The sequence below is a fragment of the Paenibacillus cineris genome (assembly GCF_018333335.1).
GTDB classification, from domain to species: Bacteria; Bacillota; Bacilli; order Paenibacillales; family Paenibacillaceae; genus Paenibacillus_AQ; species Paenibacillus_AQ favisporus.
Genome location: NZ_BORU01000005.1, coordinates 522,324 through 540,478, shown reverse-complemented (window position 1 = coordinate 540,478; position 18,155 = coordinate 522,324). Strand labels below are relative to the sequence as shown.

Sequence of the window (18,155 nt, the reverse complement as noted above, 5' to 3'; positions counted from 1 at the left end):
AATAAATACTGGACACATACTCATAGATATTAACATATCCGTCCATCATAAGTCAATGCGCGCTCAGAAGGTTTATTTTCCCCGTTCCGCCGCATACTTCGCATGATTTGGAAAACATGACAGCCGTGTCCTCTCTTACTTTCTTCCGCGTAAGCTCCAGCAAGCCAAGCTTGCTCCAGCCGACGACATGGCTCTTGGTCCGGTCCCGGCTCATACCCGCCTCCAGCCGGTTGACAACCTCCTGCCGGTTCTTCTCTTCTTCCATATCGATAAAATCGACGATAATGATGCCGCCTATGTCGCGGAGACGGATCAGCCGGGCGATTTCTTCAGCCGCCTGCAGATTGGTCTTCGTGACCGTCTCTTCCAAATTGCCGCCGCCGGTATATTTCGCCGTATTGACGTCGACCACCGTCAGCGCCTCGGTCTGGTCCAGCACGATCGTGCCTCCGCTCTCCAGCGTCACCCTGCGCGCAAAATCCCGCTCCAGCTGCTCTTGAACGCCATGGGCCCTAAAAATGTGCTCGTGGCCCTGATGCATTCGAACGGGCCGGTGTCCGCCATGGGCAATCTCCTCCAGAAACAGCTCGGCTTCTCTCGCTTCCGGCCTGCTGTCGATCCAGAGCTCGTCCTGCTCCGGATCGAACACGTCGCGGATAAACCGCTGCACGATGCTCAGATCCCGGTGCAGCAGGCACGGTGCCGCGCAGGCGTCGGCCTTCTCCTGAATGCTTAGCCACCGCTCACGCAGCGCGTTCAAATCCCCTTCGATGGCATCCGGATGCTCATCCTCGGAGACGGTCCGCATGATGACGCCCTCTCCGCTCCTCCGGAGGGAATCGCCCAGCACCTTCAGCCGGTTCCGGTCATGCTCCCGGTATACCTTCTTGGAGACGGCCACATAATCCGCATGCGGCATATACACGATCCATCTGCCCGGAAGAGAATAGTGCGTCGTCACCCTCGGGCCTTTGCCGCCAAGCGGCTCTTTCATCACCTGGACGACGATCTCCTGCCCGACGCGCAGCAGCGATTCGATATTCGGCTTGTCCTTCGGCTGCTTCTCCAAATGCGGATGCAGCACGTCGTCCACGTATAAAAAGGCGTTTTTTTTCTGGCCGATATCCACAAACGCGGCCTGCATGCCGGGCAATACGTTGACGACACGCCCTTTGTAAAAGCTCCCGACCAGACTGTGCCCCTGGCTCCGCTCGGCAGCGAATTCCACCAGCTTGCCTTCCTCCAAGAGCGCCATCTGGGTCAGCTTCGGTTCGATGTGAACGATCATTTGTTTCATGGCTTCACCCCTGCCAGAAGACATATCTTTTTCATTGTACCATGAAATCTCCTTTAAATTAGCTCCATCCCTGAGTTAGGAGCAGCCCGCATTCACACCTTTTTCACGTTCGTTGTTCCTTGCGTATTTATATCCACGAAGTACGATCTGTCGCAAAATAAGCAGAAATAATGCGCTGCTCGGGAAGCACGGCAATGATTTTTCCGCGCTCGTTCATCACATAAATAAGATGGTATTTCTCTCTTTTTAATAGACGCAGGATACTGTCCAAATGTTTCGCCGGATCGGCAACGATGGGCTGCGCGAGTTCCCCGTCCGCTCTGGAGCGGGTGTACATCGATTCACGGTGCATGAGAAATCTTGTAAATCGGTAAGGCAGGTTCCGGTAGTCGACCCAGTTCGAGTACAGCAGAAAAATACCGATTAACAGCAGGTTTAGCTGAACGCTGCCCTTCCCTTGAAAAAGCGGTGCCAGCGCGCATATAATGACGATCACGCTCGCCCCAACGCTGATCCTCGAGGACCACAGAAGCGTACGGTGATAAGGGAAAAACAAGCTGGCAGCCGACTGTAATATTTTGCCTCCATCAAGGGGTAAAATCGGCAGCAAATTAAACAATGCAATCATCGCGTTGCCATAAATTACATAAGACAGAAAGGCGCCATCCCCCCAGCCGGCCAGACGGAGGAGCAGCGCGAACAGGATCATCATTCCGTTTTGCAAAGGTCCCGCTGCCGCGATGACGATTTCTTTCCACGCGGACAGCCGGCCCTGATCTTCGATTTCCACCACCCCGCCGAACGGGAGGAACTGAATCGAACGGATGCGAACGCCGTACATCAGCGCAGCCCCGGCATGTCCCAACTCATGAATGAATACGATGACGAACAGCGTAATTAGCTCGAGGAAATGCCCGGTAACGACCGAAAACAGCATCAGGATCACGAAAAACGGGTGCAGCGACAGGGTCATTCCGCGAACGTTAATCAATCGGGATCACATCGGCCGGATCCACATAATGGCCCCCTTCTTTGACCGCAAAAAACAAGGTCGGCGTTTCACCGTCACTCCCCTGTCCGAGCGACCCGACCGGGTCTCCGGCCTCGACCCAATCGTTCTTCTGCAGCTGCGTCTCCTGCAAATGGCTGTATGTCGCTACCAAGCCGCCGGAGTGCTGGATGGTCACCGTGACTCCGGTTTCCGGCGAATCCGACACTTCCATAACACGTCCCGTTTCTACACTTTTCACCTGAAGCGCCGTGCTTGAAACCTCATCCGGAGCAATTTCCACTCCTTTCAGGTTGACGGCGAAGGCCTGTACGATTTTCCCTTCGATCGGCGGCACCATCGATTTGGACGCATCGACTTTCAATGGGGACACCGGATCCTGTTTGAAAATAGGGATAAAAGAGGGAGCTTTCCCGAAGTATGTTTCATACCAGGCTTCCGCAGCCTGAAAATCCATTTCCCGGTTCAGCGATTGAACGACAAAGCTCTGCACTTTGCCGCTCCACGGCTGGTTGATCGGAAAGTGGAACACGCCCCACACTCCCGCAAACACGATGGCGCTGAAAAACAGGCGCCACATGAAGCCGGAAACAAAGTGGTGCTTTCTATGGAAGGGGCCGCCGGCCTGATAACGTTCCTTTTTCCACTGCTTCTCCGGATCGGGCTCGGGCACGTAGCTTTCGGGCAGTTTGCCCCGGCTCCACAGCCTTGGCTCGTCCTGTACAGGCAATGGTGAAGGCTGCGAGGGCGGCTGAATTGGCATCGTTTTTGACAAATCGTCTCTGGTCAGCAGATCGCGGATGCGTTCTTCTCTCCGCTGTTTGATGGAAGATTTCATGTCCACTTGTGCTCATCCCCTTTTCGAGGCTTGTTTTATACCAGTTTATGTGGGAAAGTCCCATTTTTAGAACAAGCCTGTTCCACCATGTGATTCCATAGCATTGGCTATTGGCGTTTCAGGATCCTTGCTGTTCCAATGCCTATTCACACCGTCACGGAACACAAAAAAAGCAGCCCCGGGACATTCCCGAAGCTGCTTTTGCTTCCATACCTCACACCTTCTGAATTTTAGGCGGGACCGGGGCGGCACCCGACGACTTCCTTTTGCTCAGGTCCAGCTTCTTCTGCAGGTAGCCCAGCACGATGTCCGCCACAATCGCCAGCAGCGCCGCAGGGATGGCCCCGGCAAAAATCCGCAGCGAGTTGTTGCTGTTCAGTCCCGCATAAATTTCCCGTCCCAGACCACTGCCGCCGACCAATGGCGCAATCGTCACGACACCGATCGCAATGACCGCAGCGATGCGGATCCCTGACATCAGGTAGGTCAGCGCCAAAGGGAATCGGACTTTATAGAGCAGCTGAAAAGGACTCATGCCGATGCCTCTGCCGGATTCCATATAGCTCGGGTCCACCTGCTTGAGCCCGACGTACGTATTGCGAACGATCGGGTTGAGCGAATACAGGAACAAACCGACCATCACCGTCTTCATGCCCAGGCCGAGCCACAGCATCAGGATGACGAGCATCGCCAGACTGGGGATAACCTGCAGAATGTTGGTGATGAACAGAATGACCTTCGCCGCCCAGCGGCTTCTGGAGCACAAAATACCGAGCGGTACCCCGATGACGATCGCAAGCCCCAGTCCGATCACCACCATCAAAATATGCTGGATGAAATACTCCCATAAAAGCCCGCTGTTCCGCGAGACATAAAATACGAAATCCATAAACGTTAGCTTTTTCTCGTCCATGCTAACCCTCCTCTAGCTCTTGATCAAACCTTTCTCCTTCAAATAGGCAATCGCGACTTCCCGCTCGCTTTTCTTCTCGATATCCACCTGGTAGTTCAGCGAAATCATCGTGTCGGCATCGATATGCCCGATCAACGGAGCAATGGCGTCTTTGATTTCAGGATGCTTTTGGAGGATGTCCGTCCGGATCACCGGACTCGCGTCGTACGGGGGGAAGAACTGCTTGTCGTCCTTCAGCGTCTGCAGCTGATAGGCTTTCAAGCGGGAATCCGTGGAATAAGCAAGCACGATATCGACCTGACGGTTCGCCACCGCGCTGTACACGAGACTGATCTCCATCGGGAATACCTGCCCGAAATTGATGCCATAAGCCTTTGAAAAGGCCGGGTAACCGTCCGCTTCCCGTTCCAGCCACGTCGTATCCACGCCGAGCTTCATGGACGCCATATCTTTTTTGACATCCGAAATCTTCTGGTAGCCCTTCGAATCGGCGAGATCCTTACGGACCGTAAAGGCATACGTATTCTCAAAGCCTAATGGATCCAGCCAGGTAAAATGAAAGTACTTGTCAAAGCCGGCTTTGGCTTCTTCAAGCACCTTCGCCCGGTCCTTGGTTTGGCTGATCGGAAAATGGTTGTTGAAAATTTCGCCCGTATAGAGCGTGGACATTTGGATGTCGTTTCTTTTCATCGAATTGATGACGATCGAGCTTGAAGCCAGGTCGGGAATGATGTCGACGCTGACATTGGTTTTATCTTCAATCAAGGCCTTGTACATTTCGGCCAAAATTTTCGTTTCCGTGTAGGTTTGGGTTCCGATAACCACATCCTGCTGGATCCCGCAGGCCGAAGTGATGCCTGTCAGAAGGATGGCACAGCACAAAAATAACGACAATTTGAACGTTTTCAGTTTCATCACGCCTCCTCGGATCAGTCTAAAGGGCTTCGTCAGCCTTGTCATACGGCAGCACTCCGGGTTTGACGGTAGCGCCGGGTCAGCCAGCCTTCCAGCAGCCCCAGCAGGCCGTCGGCCACCAGAGCCAGCACAACTGCGCCGATGCCGCCGATAAAGATCATTTCCGGCTTGTTGACGCCAAGCCCCGAAACGATCAGCTGCCCGAGCCCGCCGGCCCCGATCAGGGAAGCGAGCGTCGCCCAGCTGATGATATACACCGTCGTGATCCGTATGCCAGACATGATATAAGGAAGCGATAGGGGAAGCTGGATTTTCAGAATCGTCTGGGCTGCACTGTATCCCATGCCTTTGGCGGAATTCAGCACGCCTTTATCCACCGACTGGAATCCGTCGTACGTGTTCCGCAGAATCGGCATGAGGGAATACAGCAGCAGCGCCAAAATCGCCGGCTTCACGCCGATGCCAAGCAGCGGAATCAGAATGGCCAGCAGCGCCAGGCTCGGGATCGTCTGGAACAGGTTGGCGATAAAAAATACGGCGCTGTTGATCCAGCCGACTCGGTTATATACCAGCAAAATGCCGATAGGGACCGCCACGATCGTCCCGAGGATCACCGCGGAAAAGGAGATGGTCAGGTGCTGCCGGAGGGCCAGCAGGATATCCGGGTACCTTTCGGTGATAAAGCTCCAAAATTCATTCACACCGGCTCCCCCTCTCCGGCAGGCTGCGGAGGGGCCAGGTTCGGATATACCTCGGCCAGATGCTTGACGACACTGCCCCGGGTCACTAACCCCAGGAACCGGTTATTCCCGTCAACCACGGGGACATTGCTCAGCTGGTGGCTGTCCATGAGCTCAATGGCTTGAGGCAGCGTACTCCCCGAAGATACCGAGAAGCGGACAGGGACCATAACGTCGGCAACCGTTTTACCCTCTTCCCCGTACATGTCCAGCACCCGGTAAATCGAAACTGCGCCCTGCAGCTGCTTGTTCCGGTCCACGATAAACAGGGAGTCTACGCGCTTGGACTCCATCATTTTGATCGCTTCCGCCAGTCCGCGGTTCGGGAAGGCCGTTACGGGATTTGTAATCATGACGTCGTCGACGAGCGGAATTTCATAGGATAGCTCGCTCTCGCTCTGCAGCCGTTTCTGGCCGATAAAGTTGCGGACGAAATCATTCGCCGGATGGCGCAGAATCGCCTCGGGTTTCCCGGTTTGCACGATTTGCCCATCCTTCATCAGCACGATCGTGTCTGCGATTTTGATCGCTTCGTCCATATCATGCGTCACGAAAATGATCGTCTTGTTCAGCTCCTGCTGCAGCCGGATAAGCTCATCCTGCAGCTGCTCCCTGCTGATCGGGTCGAGCGCCGAGAACGGCTCGTCCATCAGGATGATATCCTGGTCGGCCGCCAGCGCCCGGATAACCCCGACCCGCTGCTGCTGCCCGCCGCTGAGCTCGGAAGGATAACGGTTCCGGTATATGGTATGGTCGAGACCAACCAGGTCGAGCAGTTCGTTCACTTTCCGGTCGGTTTTCTCTTTATCCCACTTTTTCAAATGAGGGACGACCGCCACGTTTTTGGCGATATTCATATGAGGGAACAAGCCTACACTCTGAATGACATATCCGATATTCCGGCGCAGTTCCACCGGGTTAAGCCCGGAGATGTCTTTTCCGTCGATCAGTACTTTTCCGGAGGAAGGGGTGTTCAGGGCATTGATCAGCTTCATGGTCGTCGATTTGCCGCAGCCGCTGGGGCCGATCAAGACTGTAATTTCACCCTTCTTAAACTCCAGGTTGATGTCTTTGAGGGCATGAAACCCGTCATCATACACTTTGTTTACATGTTCCAGTACAATCATTCAATCGCTCCTTTAGCCAGCTGTATTCATAGTATGTGGAGCATTTCGCATATCATCCGCCATCCGGCGCAAAGACATGGTCCGTCCGCAAATGGGAGCGGGACCATCAAACATGGCTTCAATCTTCAAGTATCCGAGCTTGTTTCATAGATAGGCTCACGGCCTGTTATGTAGTGGAAAAGCGGTTTTCCTAACGGGGAGTTAAAGGAATCATCCATATACTGCGTGAACGTTGCCATATGCAACGAATGGATGAAGCTAAGCATCCGTGCATCCTTAGATTCTCGCGTTCAACAGACATGCCAAACTGCAAAAAGACAAGCCTAACTCTTTTGGACCTGGACGGAAGATTGGCGAAATGCGACTGTGGATCCGGTTCCAAGCAACAAATTTGGGACCTCCTGCCTGGCTGGCTCACAGCAGGTTTTAGTTTATTACCCATTCTGCTGCAAAATGAAACAGGCAGGGGGCTTTTTTTTTTATAAAAAGAAAATGCAGCCTCTGCAGCATCGTCTCCCGATCCCGCATGAAACGTCCGCCAGCACTATTTTTTCGTTCCTCGGGTCCAGAACCCTCCATGCAGCATGACAGGCTCGGTGACGACAATGAATGCCTTCGGGTCAAGCTCCAGGATGGAGTTGTAGAGCTTCTTCTGGTTTTTGCGTTTGGCCAGCACTTCGAAGACCAGACGATGACCGTCGCGGCCGCTGCCGATCCAGGAGGTGACGCCATACCCCATGTTGCGCAGCGTGTTGGCCATATCGCTCCCGGGATCATTGACGATGACCTTCATCGTAATATAGCCGAGCGCAATCCGGTTTTCGATCCACGAGCCCACCAGAACGCCAAGGCCGTAGCCCACGGCATACACGATCAGGGACAGCGGCTGATTGACATACTTCAGCACGATGCTGAGTCCGAGCACATAAATCGTAATTTCAAACATACTGAGCACCGCGGCCAAATACTTTTGGCCTTTCAACGTCAGGATCATGCGCAGCGTAAAGAAAGAGACGTACACGATTTGGATGACGAAAATAAAAATCAGTATTCCGAGCATAGTAAGCACCCCTTGTCTATTCTCAGGTTGTCTTTGTAGTAACTTAACCCAATTCGCCAAGCCTCTATTCACGCCCGGGATGGATGAATGAAAGGAAATGGCCTATACATCAAGGGAATTTGGAGGAAATGATGCGGAGCTCAAACGCAAAAAAAAAGGAATGAAGCCGCTTAGCTCCATCCCTTCTCTATAGAATAATCATCGTATAAAAGAATCCGGTCATCCCATTCCGAACAGCTTTTTGAAACGGGTGAACATGCTTTTCTTCTGGTCCAGCTGCATCAGCGGCACCGTATCGCCCAGGATGCGCCGCGCAATGTTGCGGTACGCGATCGCGGCCCGCGATTCCGGGTTCATCACCGTAGGTTCCCCGCTGTTGGCTGCCTTGATGACGTACTCGTCATCCGGCACGATCCCGATCAGATCGATGTTGAGCACCTGGAGCACATCCTCGATGTCGAGCATGTCTCCGGATTTGACCATATTCGGCCGAATCCGGTTCACGACGAGCTTGGGCGACTCCACGGCAGAGCTCTCCAGCAGCCCGATAATACGGTCGGCGTCGCGAACCGCGGCGTTCTCCGGCGTGGTAACGACGATCGCCTTGTCCGCTCCGGCAATCGCGTTCTTAAACCCCTGCTCGATGCCGGCAGGACAGTCGATAATGACATATTCGTACTCTTTCTTCAGCTCAAGAATGATATCCTTGACCTGTTCCGGCGACACCGCGTTTTTGTCCTTGGTCTGGGCGGCCGGAAGCATATACAGCTCGTCAAAGCGCTTATCTTTCACCAGCGCCTGGTTCAATCGGCAGCGCCCTTCCGCCACATCGCATAAATCGTAAATGATCCGGTTCTCCAGGCCCATCACGACGTCCAAATTGCGCAGGCCGATGTCGGTATCGACCAGGCACACTTTTTTGCCAAGCAGCGCAAGTGCGGTTCCGATGTTCGCCGATGTGGTCGTTTTGCCCACACCGCCTTTACCGGAAGTAACGACGATAGCTTCTCCCATGTGTTACACCCCTTTAAACACGTTAAAATCCCGCCGTATCCGGACAATATTGCTAATTTTATCGATTTGCATGGCTCCGTCGCGCAAAAACGCAAACTCCATGCTTGTCTCCCGAATGTTCCATTCGTCCGGAGGCCGGCTGATTCTTTCGGCAATCCGGAGCTGGGTGGGGGCAAAATAGGAGGCTGCAATGATCGCTTCCTCATTTCCCTCTACGCCTGCATGGGCCATTCCACGCAGAGCCCCCAATATATAAATATCACCCGTGCACAGAATGCTTCCGCCCGGGTTTACGTCACCCAGGAACAGCAGGTCCCCGTGATGATGCAGCACCTGGCCCGATCGGACCATTCCGCTCATGACCGCATAAGCCGGCTCTTTCCCGGGTTCGTTTTCCCCCTCAGGCATCTCTACGGAACGGATCAGCAAATTTCCCTTTTGCTTCAAGATGTCCAGCATGGATTGTTTCTGGTCTTCCGATATACGCCTTGACCCAAGCTTTACGTCCACATGAATAATCGGTCCGGTCAAAATATTTTGATGAGTATGCTCCAGCTTATACCTCAGCTCACCCAGCAGTTCCTCAAATTCACATTCGTCATCGAGCAGGAAAACCAGGCCATCTTTGATGCCCTTAATCGTCACATGATTCGATTTGACTGCCATGCCTGTCCCTCCCATCTCTATACATTTCGTTCCCGGATGCATAAGTTCCTGCCTGATTATGCAAATTGTAAGGGCGGTTTACGCCGCCTTTTCCACTTTTGCGCGTTTACCAAGCTTCTCGAGCTGCTTGCGCAGCGGAACATAAATGATTAACCCGAAAACGAAATGAACGACCAGATCGGGCAGAATATGGTGCAGCAGGTTCCAGTTATACGGAACGGCCGTGAGCGAGAACACCCGGTAGATCCCGTACAGCAGGCTGTCAAACAGCAGGCTTCCCAAAATGATGACCGTCATCATGACCGGCATTTGGGCGCGCGGCATCCGAAAAATAAAGCCCATAATATAAGCCGTAACCCCCATAACAAAGGAATACGTGCCAATCATATCCCCGTAAAAGACGACGTCATGCAGCATGCCGAAAATAATCCCGAGAACGAGCGCGGTGTGGCGGTGATGGTATACCGAAACAAATAACAGGACGATAAAGACCAGATTCGGCGAAATGACATTCTGCCAGGAGCCCGGCAGCAGCCAGGGAACAATCGTGCCTTCGAGAAGAAAAAGGACGAACAGCAGCAGGATCAGCACTTGCTTGCGGACCATTATTGCGGTACCTCCGGTTGAGATACGACAAATAGCATCTTCCAATCCTGAAACTCCGCCGCAGGCTCAATAGTAGCCGTCTTCGTCTTCCCGAACGGGCTGACCTGTACCTTGGTGACTTTGCCGATAATGAGGCCTTGCGGATACTTGCTCGGATCTCCTGAGGAAACGATGGTATCCCCTACCTTGATCGGATCGTTCTCTTTGATCTGGGTCATCTGCAGGGTCTTGCTGACCTCGTCATAACTTTCGATAATTCCGAAAACCTTATGATTGCTCAGCGCCGTCGCCGAAATGCCGTTAGAATTCGGGTCCTTCGCATCCATCGTCGTAATCAGCTTGACGGTCGACGTGAAGTTGCTGACATGGCTAATGACCCCGACAAGGCCTTCGCTCGAAATGACGGACTGGCCGACCTTGATGCCGTCCCGCTCGCCCAGATCAATGACAAGGGTGCGGCTCACCGTGTCTGAGTTGACGCTAACGACCTGGGTAATATGATAAGTATAATTATTCTGCTCTTTCTGGGCATTCGTAAAATGCAGCTTTTCTTCCAGTTCCTTATTTCGCTCTTCCATAAGATTATATTGGACTTTATCGCGCGTATAATGGGCAAGAGCAATCTTGAGCTCCTCGTTTTCTTTGTAGATGTCCCGCATATTGGCAATATCTTTAAACAAGCCCGCTATGTAACCAGCGGGCTTATAAAAGATATTTTGGGCAAATCCGACCGTATCCCTCAGAAACTTCTCGGGCCAGGATAACGAGGCCCGGGGCCCCAACGTAAATCCCATGAGCGCAATAAACATAACCAGAGCAATCAGTATAACAAACAATCGCTTATTGCCGAGCAGTTTAAACAGTTGTAACACCCTCTAACTTACTGATTTCTCTCCCATGATCAGGGGTGACCCGCCTATAAGTGCTTAACGTTTGGAACGCACGGCCGAACTGCTGCGGGATTTGAATAGATGAATGTTCTCGAGCGCTTTGCCAGTACCGATGGCGACGCAATCCAGCGGATTGTCCGCCACGATGACCGGCATACCGGTTTCTTGTGCCAGCAGCTTGTCCAAGTTGCGCAGCAGGGCTCCGCCTCCGGTCAGGACGATACCGCGGTCCATAATGTCGGCGGCAAGCTCCGGCGGACATTTCTCCAGCGTTACCTTCACCGCTTCAACGATCGCATTGACCGTGTCAGACAGAGCTTCACTGATCTCGTCGGATGTGATGGTAATCGTCTTCGGCAGGCCGGTTACGAGGTCACGCCCGCGGATTTCGCTCGTCTCCACCTGCTCCAGCGGCAGCGCAGAGCCCACTTCCATTTTCAGCTGCTCCGAAGTCCGTTCCCCGATCATTAAATTGTATTGCCGTTTAATATATTGGATGATAGATTCGTCCATTTCGTCGCCAGCCACTCTGACCGAACGGCTCGTAACGATACCGCCAAGGGAAATAACCGCAACTTCAGTTGTACCCCCGCCGATGTCAACGACCATGCTGCCTGTCGGCTCCCATACCGGAAGGTCTGCACCGATGGCTGCCGCAAACGGCTCTTCGATGGTGTAAGCCTCACGCGCACCCGCCTGCTTGGTGGCATCTTCAACCGCCCGCTGCTCTACCGCAGTGATGCCCGAAGGTACACAAACCATCACGTTCGGATGGCGCTGGAACATAGAGCGCTGCTTTTGCGCCTGACGGATGAAATATTTAATCATAGTGGCCGTCGTGTCAAAATCAGCGATAACCCCGTCCTTCATCGGACGGATGGCGCGGATGTTCCCCGGCGTGCGGCCGATCATTTTCTTGGCGGATTCACCAACGGCTTCAATGCTCTTCGTATCGGTGCGCAAAGCGACTACCGAGGGCTCTCTTACGACAATTCCTTTTCCACGGACATAAACGAGCGTATTCGCCGTCCCCAAGTCAATACCCAAATCTTTCGTGAAGCTCCCTAACATGCTGTAATCTCCCTTTCTTCGTCAATCTCAACTATTATATTACATCAAGCCTTGCTCCTTCAAACTGACGTATCCTCCATCACCGATAATCAAATGATCCAACACCTCTATGCCCACAATGTCCCCTGCCTCCTTCAACCGGGCGGTCAGGGAAATATCTTCTGGACTGGGGGTGGGATCTCCACTGGGATGATTGTGTGCACAAACGACGGATGCGCTGCTGCATTTAATGGCTGCGCGAAACACCTCGCGGGGATGCACGATGGAGGCGTTCAGACTGCCGATCGAAAGCGTCTCTTGAGCAATAATGTGATTTTTAGTATTCAAAAACAAACAGACAAAATGTTCTTTTTGCAAATACCGCAGCTGCTCTGAGAGCACGTTCGCGGCATCCTTCGGGCTCCGTATCGTAACGGGCTCCTCTTTACGAGCTCTCGACAAACGCTGTCCGAGCTCGATTCCGGCTTTGAGCTGCAGCGCCTTCGCGCTGCCGATGCCCCGGATGGACATCAGCTCCTCGACGCTCAGGTCGACCAGATTTCGCAAACTGCCGACTTGCTTCAGTATCCGCTGAGCCAAATGTACGGCTGACTCCTGGCGGGTTCCCGTCCGAAGCAAAATAGCAAGCAGTTCGGCATGGCTTAAAGCACTCGCCCCATATTCAAGCATGCGTTCTCTCGGGCGTTCTTCATGGGGGATGTCGCGCAGCAGATAAGTTTGCGACTCCATAAGTTCCCCTTCTTTCCCTTCATTCAAATAACATCCGCAAGTTTTACAAAACGTCGATTCCGAACTCGCCCAGCATGTCCGAAAGCAGGGACAGCGGCAGTCCGACCACGTTAAAATAGCATCCTTCGATCCGTTCGACGATCGTTGACCCGAGTCCCTGGATCGCATAGGCGCCCGCTTTGTCATCAGGCTCTCCGCTCATGGCGTAAGCCTCTACCTGGCGCCCGGTGAGCGGCTTCATCGTCACCGACGTCACACGATGGCGCACCATCGTCTTGCCGTTCATAACATCGATGACGGCGACTCCCGTATATACCTCGTGGGTCCGGCCTTGCAGCGATGTCAGCATGCGAACCGCATCCTGCTTGTCGACCGGCTTGCCCAGCACCTGATTGTCCAGCACAACAACCGTATCACTGCCGACGATCACGGCATCCTCCTTATCATCATGAAGCGAGGCATGAACGGCTTCCGCTTTGCGTAAGGCCAGTCCTTCCACGACCTGCTGCGGTGTCCAATCTTCGGGTGTATGTTCTTCAGCGTGACTGGGACGGATCTCAAACGGAATATGTAGAGAAGCGATCAGCTCCTGCCTTCTCGGTGAAGTTGATGCCAGAATAATGCGGCGTGAATGGTTTGATTTCAATGAAAGGATCTCCTTTGTCCGGTAGTTAAAGCCTGCGATACAGCCACACGGAGACAATGATGCCGATCAAACTCAGCAGGCTTAGTTTCATTTGAATGGTAATGTCGTAACTGATAATGTCCAAATTAGCTTGCGGTGACCATTTGATCATCGTGGATGCGGTCAGAAAAGAAAGAGCTTGTACAGGCTCCAGCGCTTTGGCTATCCATGCTCCGGCCAGCCAGCCAAGCAGCAGAAACAGCAGTAATATTCCAACATTCTTCTTCATTCTTCTCTTCCCTCGCCATAATTTGACACCCACATTATTATACGGTTATTTGGACGTCAATACAAACACAAATCCGGCATGGGGAAGTATTTCCATTTCCACGCCGGATCTTTGTGTTTTATGCTTTTTCCAGGGAAGCGACAAGCTGCTTCTGCAGCATGATGAATTCCATCATCCTGGACTGGATTTCCCATAAATGCCCCTTCGCCGTATTTTTGTTGTATTCCTCGACGGACGAAAGCGAGCTGTTCATCGCCTGCTCCAGCTGCCTGCCCATCTCCTGCTGATCCGCGCCCAGGCCGGCCTGGAACGGCTTGGCCGCCTCCGTCCACTGCCGGTGCAGATCGGTCAAACGGCTCATATCCTCGGGACCGATTTTCCCCGGAAGATCCTTGCCCAGGAGGCTCGCCGACGTTTGGCTCAGCAGCGCAACCAAGTCCGCGCTCACCTGAAAGTATTGGTTAACGGCCTCAGCGTCCCCGTTAAAATGCAGGGAGGTTGCGGCCGGGAGATCCACCTCCCGCACATACAGATCAACCCCTTCCGCCTTCAGCTGATTGCTGAGCAGCTTGGCCTGTTCGCGGTCTGTGGACAGGCCCGCATACACCCGGTTTTCCTCATCCGGGTCGTTCCCTGCGGCAATGCCGTACTGCTCCAGCTCATCCTTCGCCTGCTGAACCCGGTCGGCAGTGCTGAAGACGCCATACTGCAGCATGTAGTAGGTTTGAGGACCCACCTCGACGGCGACCGCCGGCACAGAAGCTTGATCCTCGCCGGACTGCGCAGAGGTGCTTACAGCACTCGGGTTTCCTGTGTTGCCGCCCGGGTCCATCCCCGCAGATCCGTCCTTGAAAAAGGAGAGGACCACCAAACCGAACAACGCCCCGGTGACGATGGCTCCAGTTACGGTTCCGACAACTTTCCATATCGATCCCGGCCGGTGAGGCCGGTAGGAATACTCCTCGATGATTGGCCCAGGCCCTGCTTCATCGGGTCTGTTCTCGATGTGATCGTAGGCATCATAGCCCTCCCTGACCGTGTACCTATTATTGGCACGATCCAGGTCCCAGTCTTCTGAGCTGTCCGGATAGCGATGATCTGGCCCGTCCGCAACGGAATCATGCTCAGGAGTATCGTCTGCCCGCTCCTGGATTCCGTAACCCATCCTCTCCTCCAGACGCTCCCAGCTGTCCTCCCTGTTGAACGGGTCACTCCATCCCTGCATCGACGCAGGGACAGCCGATATCGGGGTACGCTTTGTTTCAACATCGCGGCGGTTGCTTCCGGAATTACGATCATCCGCCCATGCAGGATTCTGTGCAGCCGATCCCGCAACCGTCAGCTGTCCGCGGTCCTTCTTATCTTCAAGCTGGCGCCCTTGTTCTTCATCAAACCGGAACGTCATTCTCGCCTTGTTCACACCCAAACACCTCACCCTTGTCCGTATCTACTATGTATATATGATAGATTTCCAGAAGTTATGTTTGATTGCCCTCACGAAAATGACAAGAGCAAAAAAACCGTAATCCCCTTTCAGAATCAGGGAATTACGGTTTCTTCGGTCATGATCCTATGCAGCCCGTGCCCATCCGGCAGAGGCATTCCTTACATTGTCTTGGCGATTTCCGCCCCGACTTTCCAAATGTCGCCTGCCCCCATAGTCAGGACAAGCACCCCTGGCTGGAGCCGCGGCTTCAGATCGTTCAGGACATCTTCCTTCGTCGGCAAATAACGGGCGCCCGCATTGCTGTTTTTGACGATCAAATCAACCAGCTTGGAAGAGCTCACGCCCTCGATCTGCTTCTCTCCGGCTGGCGAATAAATGTCGGTAATGATCACTTCATCGGCTCCGCCGAAAGCCCGGCTGAATGCATCGAGCAGGAAGAAGGTCCGTGTATAGCGCTGCGGCTGGAACACGGCGATAATCTTTTTGCCCGTAGCCTTGGCGGCGCTGATGGTAGCTTCGATCTCCGTCGGGTGATGCGCGTAATCGTCGATGATCAGAATATCGTTCTTCTCGCCGAGCACCTGGAAACGGCGTTTGGCGCCGTGGAACTTCGAAACGCCCGCAGCGATGGATTCGAACGGAATCCCGGCCTTCAGGCAGGCGATCACCGTGGCCATGGCGTTATAGACGTTGTGGCGTCCCGGAACCGAAAGCTCGACGGTTCCCAGCGTCTGTCCGTTATGCTTCATCGTGAAGGATGCGTGACGGTCGCCCAGGACCAGATCCTCGGCGGTATATTCCGCATCGGAATCGATCCCGTAGGTGGCCACATTGCAGCGGATCGAAGGAAGGATCGCACGGATATTCGCGTCATCAGCGCAGACGACGGCCGTGCCGTCTTCCTTAATCTGGCTCAAAAACTGCACATAAGCGCTCTTCAGCTTCTCAAAATCGCCGTCGTAGTTTTCAAGATGATCCGCCTCAATGTTCGTCACGATGCCGAGCCACGGATGGTACTGCAAAAAGGAGCCGTCGCTCTCATCCGCCTCAGCCACCACGTAGTCCCCTTTGCCGGCCTTGGCGTTCGTGCCAACGTTCATAATTTCCCCGCCGATAATAAACGTCGGATCTGCGCCGCATTCCTCCATGGCAAGTGCAATCATGGACGACGTAGTTGTCTTGCCGTGTGCCCCAGCAACGGCGATGCCCTTGCGCTCATTCAGCAATCTGGCCAGCATTTGCGAGCGGTGAAGGATCGGAATGTTCAGATGCTCCGCCTCTCTTCGTTCCACATTGTCCTTGGGAAGCGCCGTCGAATAGACGACCAAATCCGCTCCGTGAACCTGCTCAGCCGTATGACCTATATAAATTTTGGCTCCCTTGGCAGCCAGTTTTTCCGTTAATTCCTGGGCAGCCACGTCCGAACCCGTGACCGTGTATCCCATTTCCAGCATAACCCGTGCGATGGCGCTCATCCCGTAGCCACCAATACCGATAAAATGAACATGTTCAGAATTCAACAGATTTTCACCAACCTTTTTCAGAATCGGTCTGACCCAGCAGGGCTGCCCGCACATCAGAAATCAAATACAGCGTGCCGGACACCACTGCCAAATCCCCCGGTTCTGTCCGTGACTTAAGTATGTCTAGCGCGTGTTTCCAATCCGGTTCTACGATGATCTGCAAACCTGGTTTGCCGTGAGAATGCTTCAGCCGCTCCACAATGTCCAGCAAAGCATCAGCGTCCATTTTTTTCCGGAAATCCGGCTCGGTCAGGATAAGCGTATCCACTATTGGAAGTATATGCTTCAAAGAGGACTCATGATGCTTATTTGACAGCATTCCCATCATCAAATTTAACTGTTTAAAGTGATAATGCCTTTGCAGGCTCTTGCTGAGGCTCTCCAGCCCCTCCGGATTATGCGCCCCGTCCAGAACAATCCGCGGAGAATCGCCCACTTCTTCGAGCCGGCCGGCCCACTTCGTATCCCGGAACCCCTTCAGCAGATCCTCATCGTCCATGACAAAAGCCATGTACTGCCGCAGCACTTCCAGCGCCATCATCGCGCCGGCGGCATTGGCAATCTGGTGCTCGCCCTTCATCCCGATGCTCAGACCCAGCTCGCGGAAAGGACCTTTGAAATGGAACGTCTGCAACGAACCGTCCAAACCGATATATTCGTAGGTGAACTGCTCTCCCGCCAAATACAGCGTGGCGCGGCACTCTTCGGCTTTTTGCTTCAGCACCTCAATGACTTCCGGCTGGTTCACGCAGCTGACCACCGGAACGCCTGGTTTGATAATGCCGGCCTTTTCCGTGGCGATTTCCACAAGCGTATCGCCAAGAATATCGGTGTGGTCCATCCCGACATTGGTGATGATGGAGACGATGGGGTGAACGATGTTCGTTACATCCAGCCTTCCCCCGAGCCCGGTCTCCCATACAACCACGTCAGGGTAGCATTCCTCGGCATAATACAGGATCGCCAGAGCTGTGGACACTTCGAACATCGTCGGCGATCCGAGCTCCGTGGCCGCAATCTCCTGCACCGCAGGGTACAGGCGGTTCGCCAGGGAGAGCAGCACCTCCTCCGGAATGTCTTCCCCGTTGTACTGAAAGCGGTTCGTGAATTTGGTGATATACGGCGAAGTATACGTGCCTACCGAATAACCGCTTTGCAGAAGTACACGGGTCAAGTAAGCGCATGTCGACCCTTTCCCGTTCGTACCGGCGACATGAATGAATTTCAGCCTCCGGTGCGGGTTCCCGAACTTCTCCATTAACGTTTCGATCCGCTGCATCCCCGGTCTGATCCCAAACGGAATCAGACCGTTAATCCAATTCGCCGCCTCTTCATATGTGCGCAGAGAAGCCTCCCGTCCGGCTTCCAATTGATCCCCCATACCATTCACCTTCTG

General features: G+C 53.7%; 19 protein-coding genes. All 19 read right to left on the bottom strand.

The window, feature by feature from the left end; genetic code table 11:
• Window positions 1–52: 52 nt before the first annotated feature.
• Complete coding sequence (locus KI379_RS31860) at window positions 53–1,297, bottom strand: Rne/Rng family ribonuclease (protein WP_076174413.1); 1,245 nt, start codon at window positions 1,295–1,297, stop codon at window positions 53–55.
• Window positions 1,298–1,424: 127 nt separating this feature from the next.
• Window positions 1,425–2,288, bottom strand: coding sequence for a M50 family metallopeptidase (locus KI379_RS31855; RefSeq protein ID WP_145163062.1), 864 nt, complete (start codon window positions 2,286–2,288; stop codon window positions 1,425–1,427).
• On the bottom strand, window positions 2,281–3,144 hold the full coding sequence (locus KI379_RS31850; protein ID WP_244879520.1) for a M23 family metallopeptidase: 864 nt from the start codon (window positions 3,142–3,144) through the stop codon (window positions 2,281–2,283). The genes KI379_RS31855 and KI379_RS31850 overlap by 8 nt, the downstream gene beginning before the upstream one ends.
• A gap of 214 nt (window positions 3,145–3,358) precedes the next feature.
• The gene (locus KI379_RS31845) at window positions 3,359–4,057 is read right to left on the bottom strand and encodes an ABC transporter permease (RefSeq protein ID WP_212986036.1); all 699 of its coding nucleotides are present in this window, start codon (window positions 4,055–4,057) and stop codon (window positions 3,359–3,361) included.
• A gap of 12 nt (window positions 4,058–4,069) precedes the next feature.
• Entirely contained in the window at window positions 4,070–4,972 is a 903-nt protein-coding gene (locus KI379_RS31840) for an osmoprotectant ABC transporter substrate-binding protein (RefSeq protein ID WP_089548369.1), read from the bottom strand.
• Between the two features lie 41 nt (window positions 4,973–5,013).
• On the bottom strand, window positions 5,014–5,673 hold the full coding sequence (locus tag KI379_RS31835) for an ABC transporter permease (RefSeq protein ID WP_116234231.1): 660 nt from the start codon (window positions 5,671–5,673) through the stop codon (window positions 5,014–5,016).
• Window positions 5,670–6,839 (bottom strand): ABC transporter ATP-binding protein, encoded by a 1,170-nt coding sequence (locus tag KI379_RS31830; RefSeq protein WP_212986035.1) that lies wholly within the window; start codon window positions 6,837–6,839, stop codon window positions 5,670–5,672. The genes KI379_RS31835 and KI379_RS31830 overlap by 4 nt, the downstream gene beginning before the upstream one ends.
• 544 nt (window positions 6,840–7,383) lie before the next feature.
• Entirely contained in the window at window positions 7,384–7,899 is a 516-nt protein-coding gene (locus KI379_RS31825; RefSeq protein WP_212986034.1) for a DUF2179 domain-containing protein, read from the bottom strand.
• 219 nt (window positions 7,900–8,118) lie between these two features.
• Complete coding sequence (gene minD, locus KI379_RS31820; protein ID WP_076174396.1) at window positions 8,119–8,913, bottom strand: septum site-determining protein MinD; 795 nt, start codon at window positions 8,911–8,913, stop codon at window positions 8,119–8,121.
• Window positions 8,914–8,916: 3 nt separating this feature from the next.
• Window positions 8,917–9,579: a septum site-determining protein MinC gene (minC, locus tag KI379_RS31815; protein WP_076174394.1), complete on the bottom strand. Its 663-nt coding sequence runs from the start codon at window positions 9,577–9,579 to the stop codon at window positions 8,917–8,919.
• A gap of 78 nt (window positions 9,580–9,657) precedes the next feature.
• Entirely contained in the window at window positions 9,658–10,188 is a 531-nt protein-coding gene (mreD, locus tag KI379_RS31810; protein WP_373309642.1) for a rod shape-determining protein MreD, read from the bottom strand.
• Window positions 10,185–11,057, bottom strand: a complete 873-nt coding sequence (gene mreC, locus KI379_RS31805; protein ID WP_212986032.1) for a rod shape-determining protein MreC — start codon at window positions 11,055–11,057, stop codon at window positions 10,185–10,187. Before mreC ends, mreD begins: the two co-directional genes overlap by 4 nt.
• A gap of 54 nt (window positions 11,058–11,111) precedes the next feature.
• Entirely contained in the window at window positions 11,112–12,146 is a 1,035-nt protein-coding gene (locus tag KI379_RS31800) for a rod shape-determining protein (RefSeq protein WP_076174388.1), read from the bottom strand.
• Between the two features lie 39 nt (window positions 12,147–12,185).
• Window positions 12,186–12,875, bottom strand: coding sequence for a RadC family protein (gene radC / locus KI379_RS31795; RefSeq protein ID WP_076174385.1), 690 nt, complete (start codon window positions 12,873–12,875; stop codon window positions 12,186–12,188).
• 43 nt (window positions 12,876–12,918) lie between these two features.
• Window positions 12,919–13,521 (bottom strand): Maf family protein, encoded by a 603-nt coding sequence (locus tag KI379_RS31790; protein ID WP_105446166.1) that lies wholly within the window; start codon window positions 13,519–13,521, stop codon window positions 12,919–12,921.
• A 25-nt stretch (window positions 13,522–13,546) separates the two neighbouring features.
• Window positions 13,547–13,789 (bottom strand): DUF4321 domain-containing protein, encoded by a 243-nt coding sequence (locus KI379_RS31785; RefSeq protein WP_076174380.1) that lies wholly within the window; start codon window positions 13,787–13,789, stop codon window positions 13,547–13,549.
• A 118-nt stretch (window positions 13,790–13,907) separates the two neighbouring features.
• Window positions 13,908–15,209 (bottom strand): SPOR domain-containing protein, encoded by a 1,302-nt coding sequence (locus tag KI379_RS31780; RefSeq protein ID WP_212986031.1) that lies wholly within the window; start codon window positions 15,207–15,209, stop codon window positions 13,908–13,910.
• A gap of 185 nt (window positions 15,210–15,394) precedes the next feature.
• Window positions 15,395–16,759, bottom strand: coding sequence for a UDP-N-acetylmuramate--L-alanine ligase (murC, locus tag KI379_RS31775; RefSeq protein ID WP_089550337.1), 1,365 nt, complete (start codon window positions 16,757–16,759; stop codon window positions 15,395–15,397).
• A 4-nt stretch (window positions 16,760–16,763) separates the two neighbouring features.
• Window positions 16,764–18,140, bottom strand: a complete 1,377-nt coding sequence (locus KI379_RS31770; RefSeq protein ID WP_212986030.1) for a bifunctional folylpolyglutamate synthase/dihydrofolate synthase — start codon at window positions 18,138–18,140, stop codon at window positions 16,764–16,766.
• Window positions 18,141–18,155 lie beyond the last annotated feature (15 nt).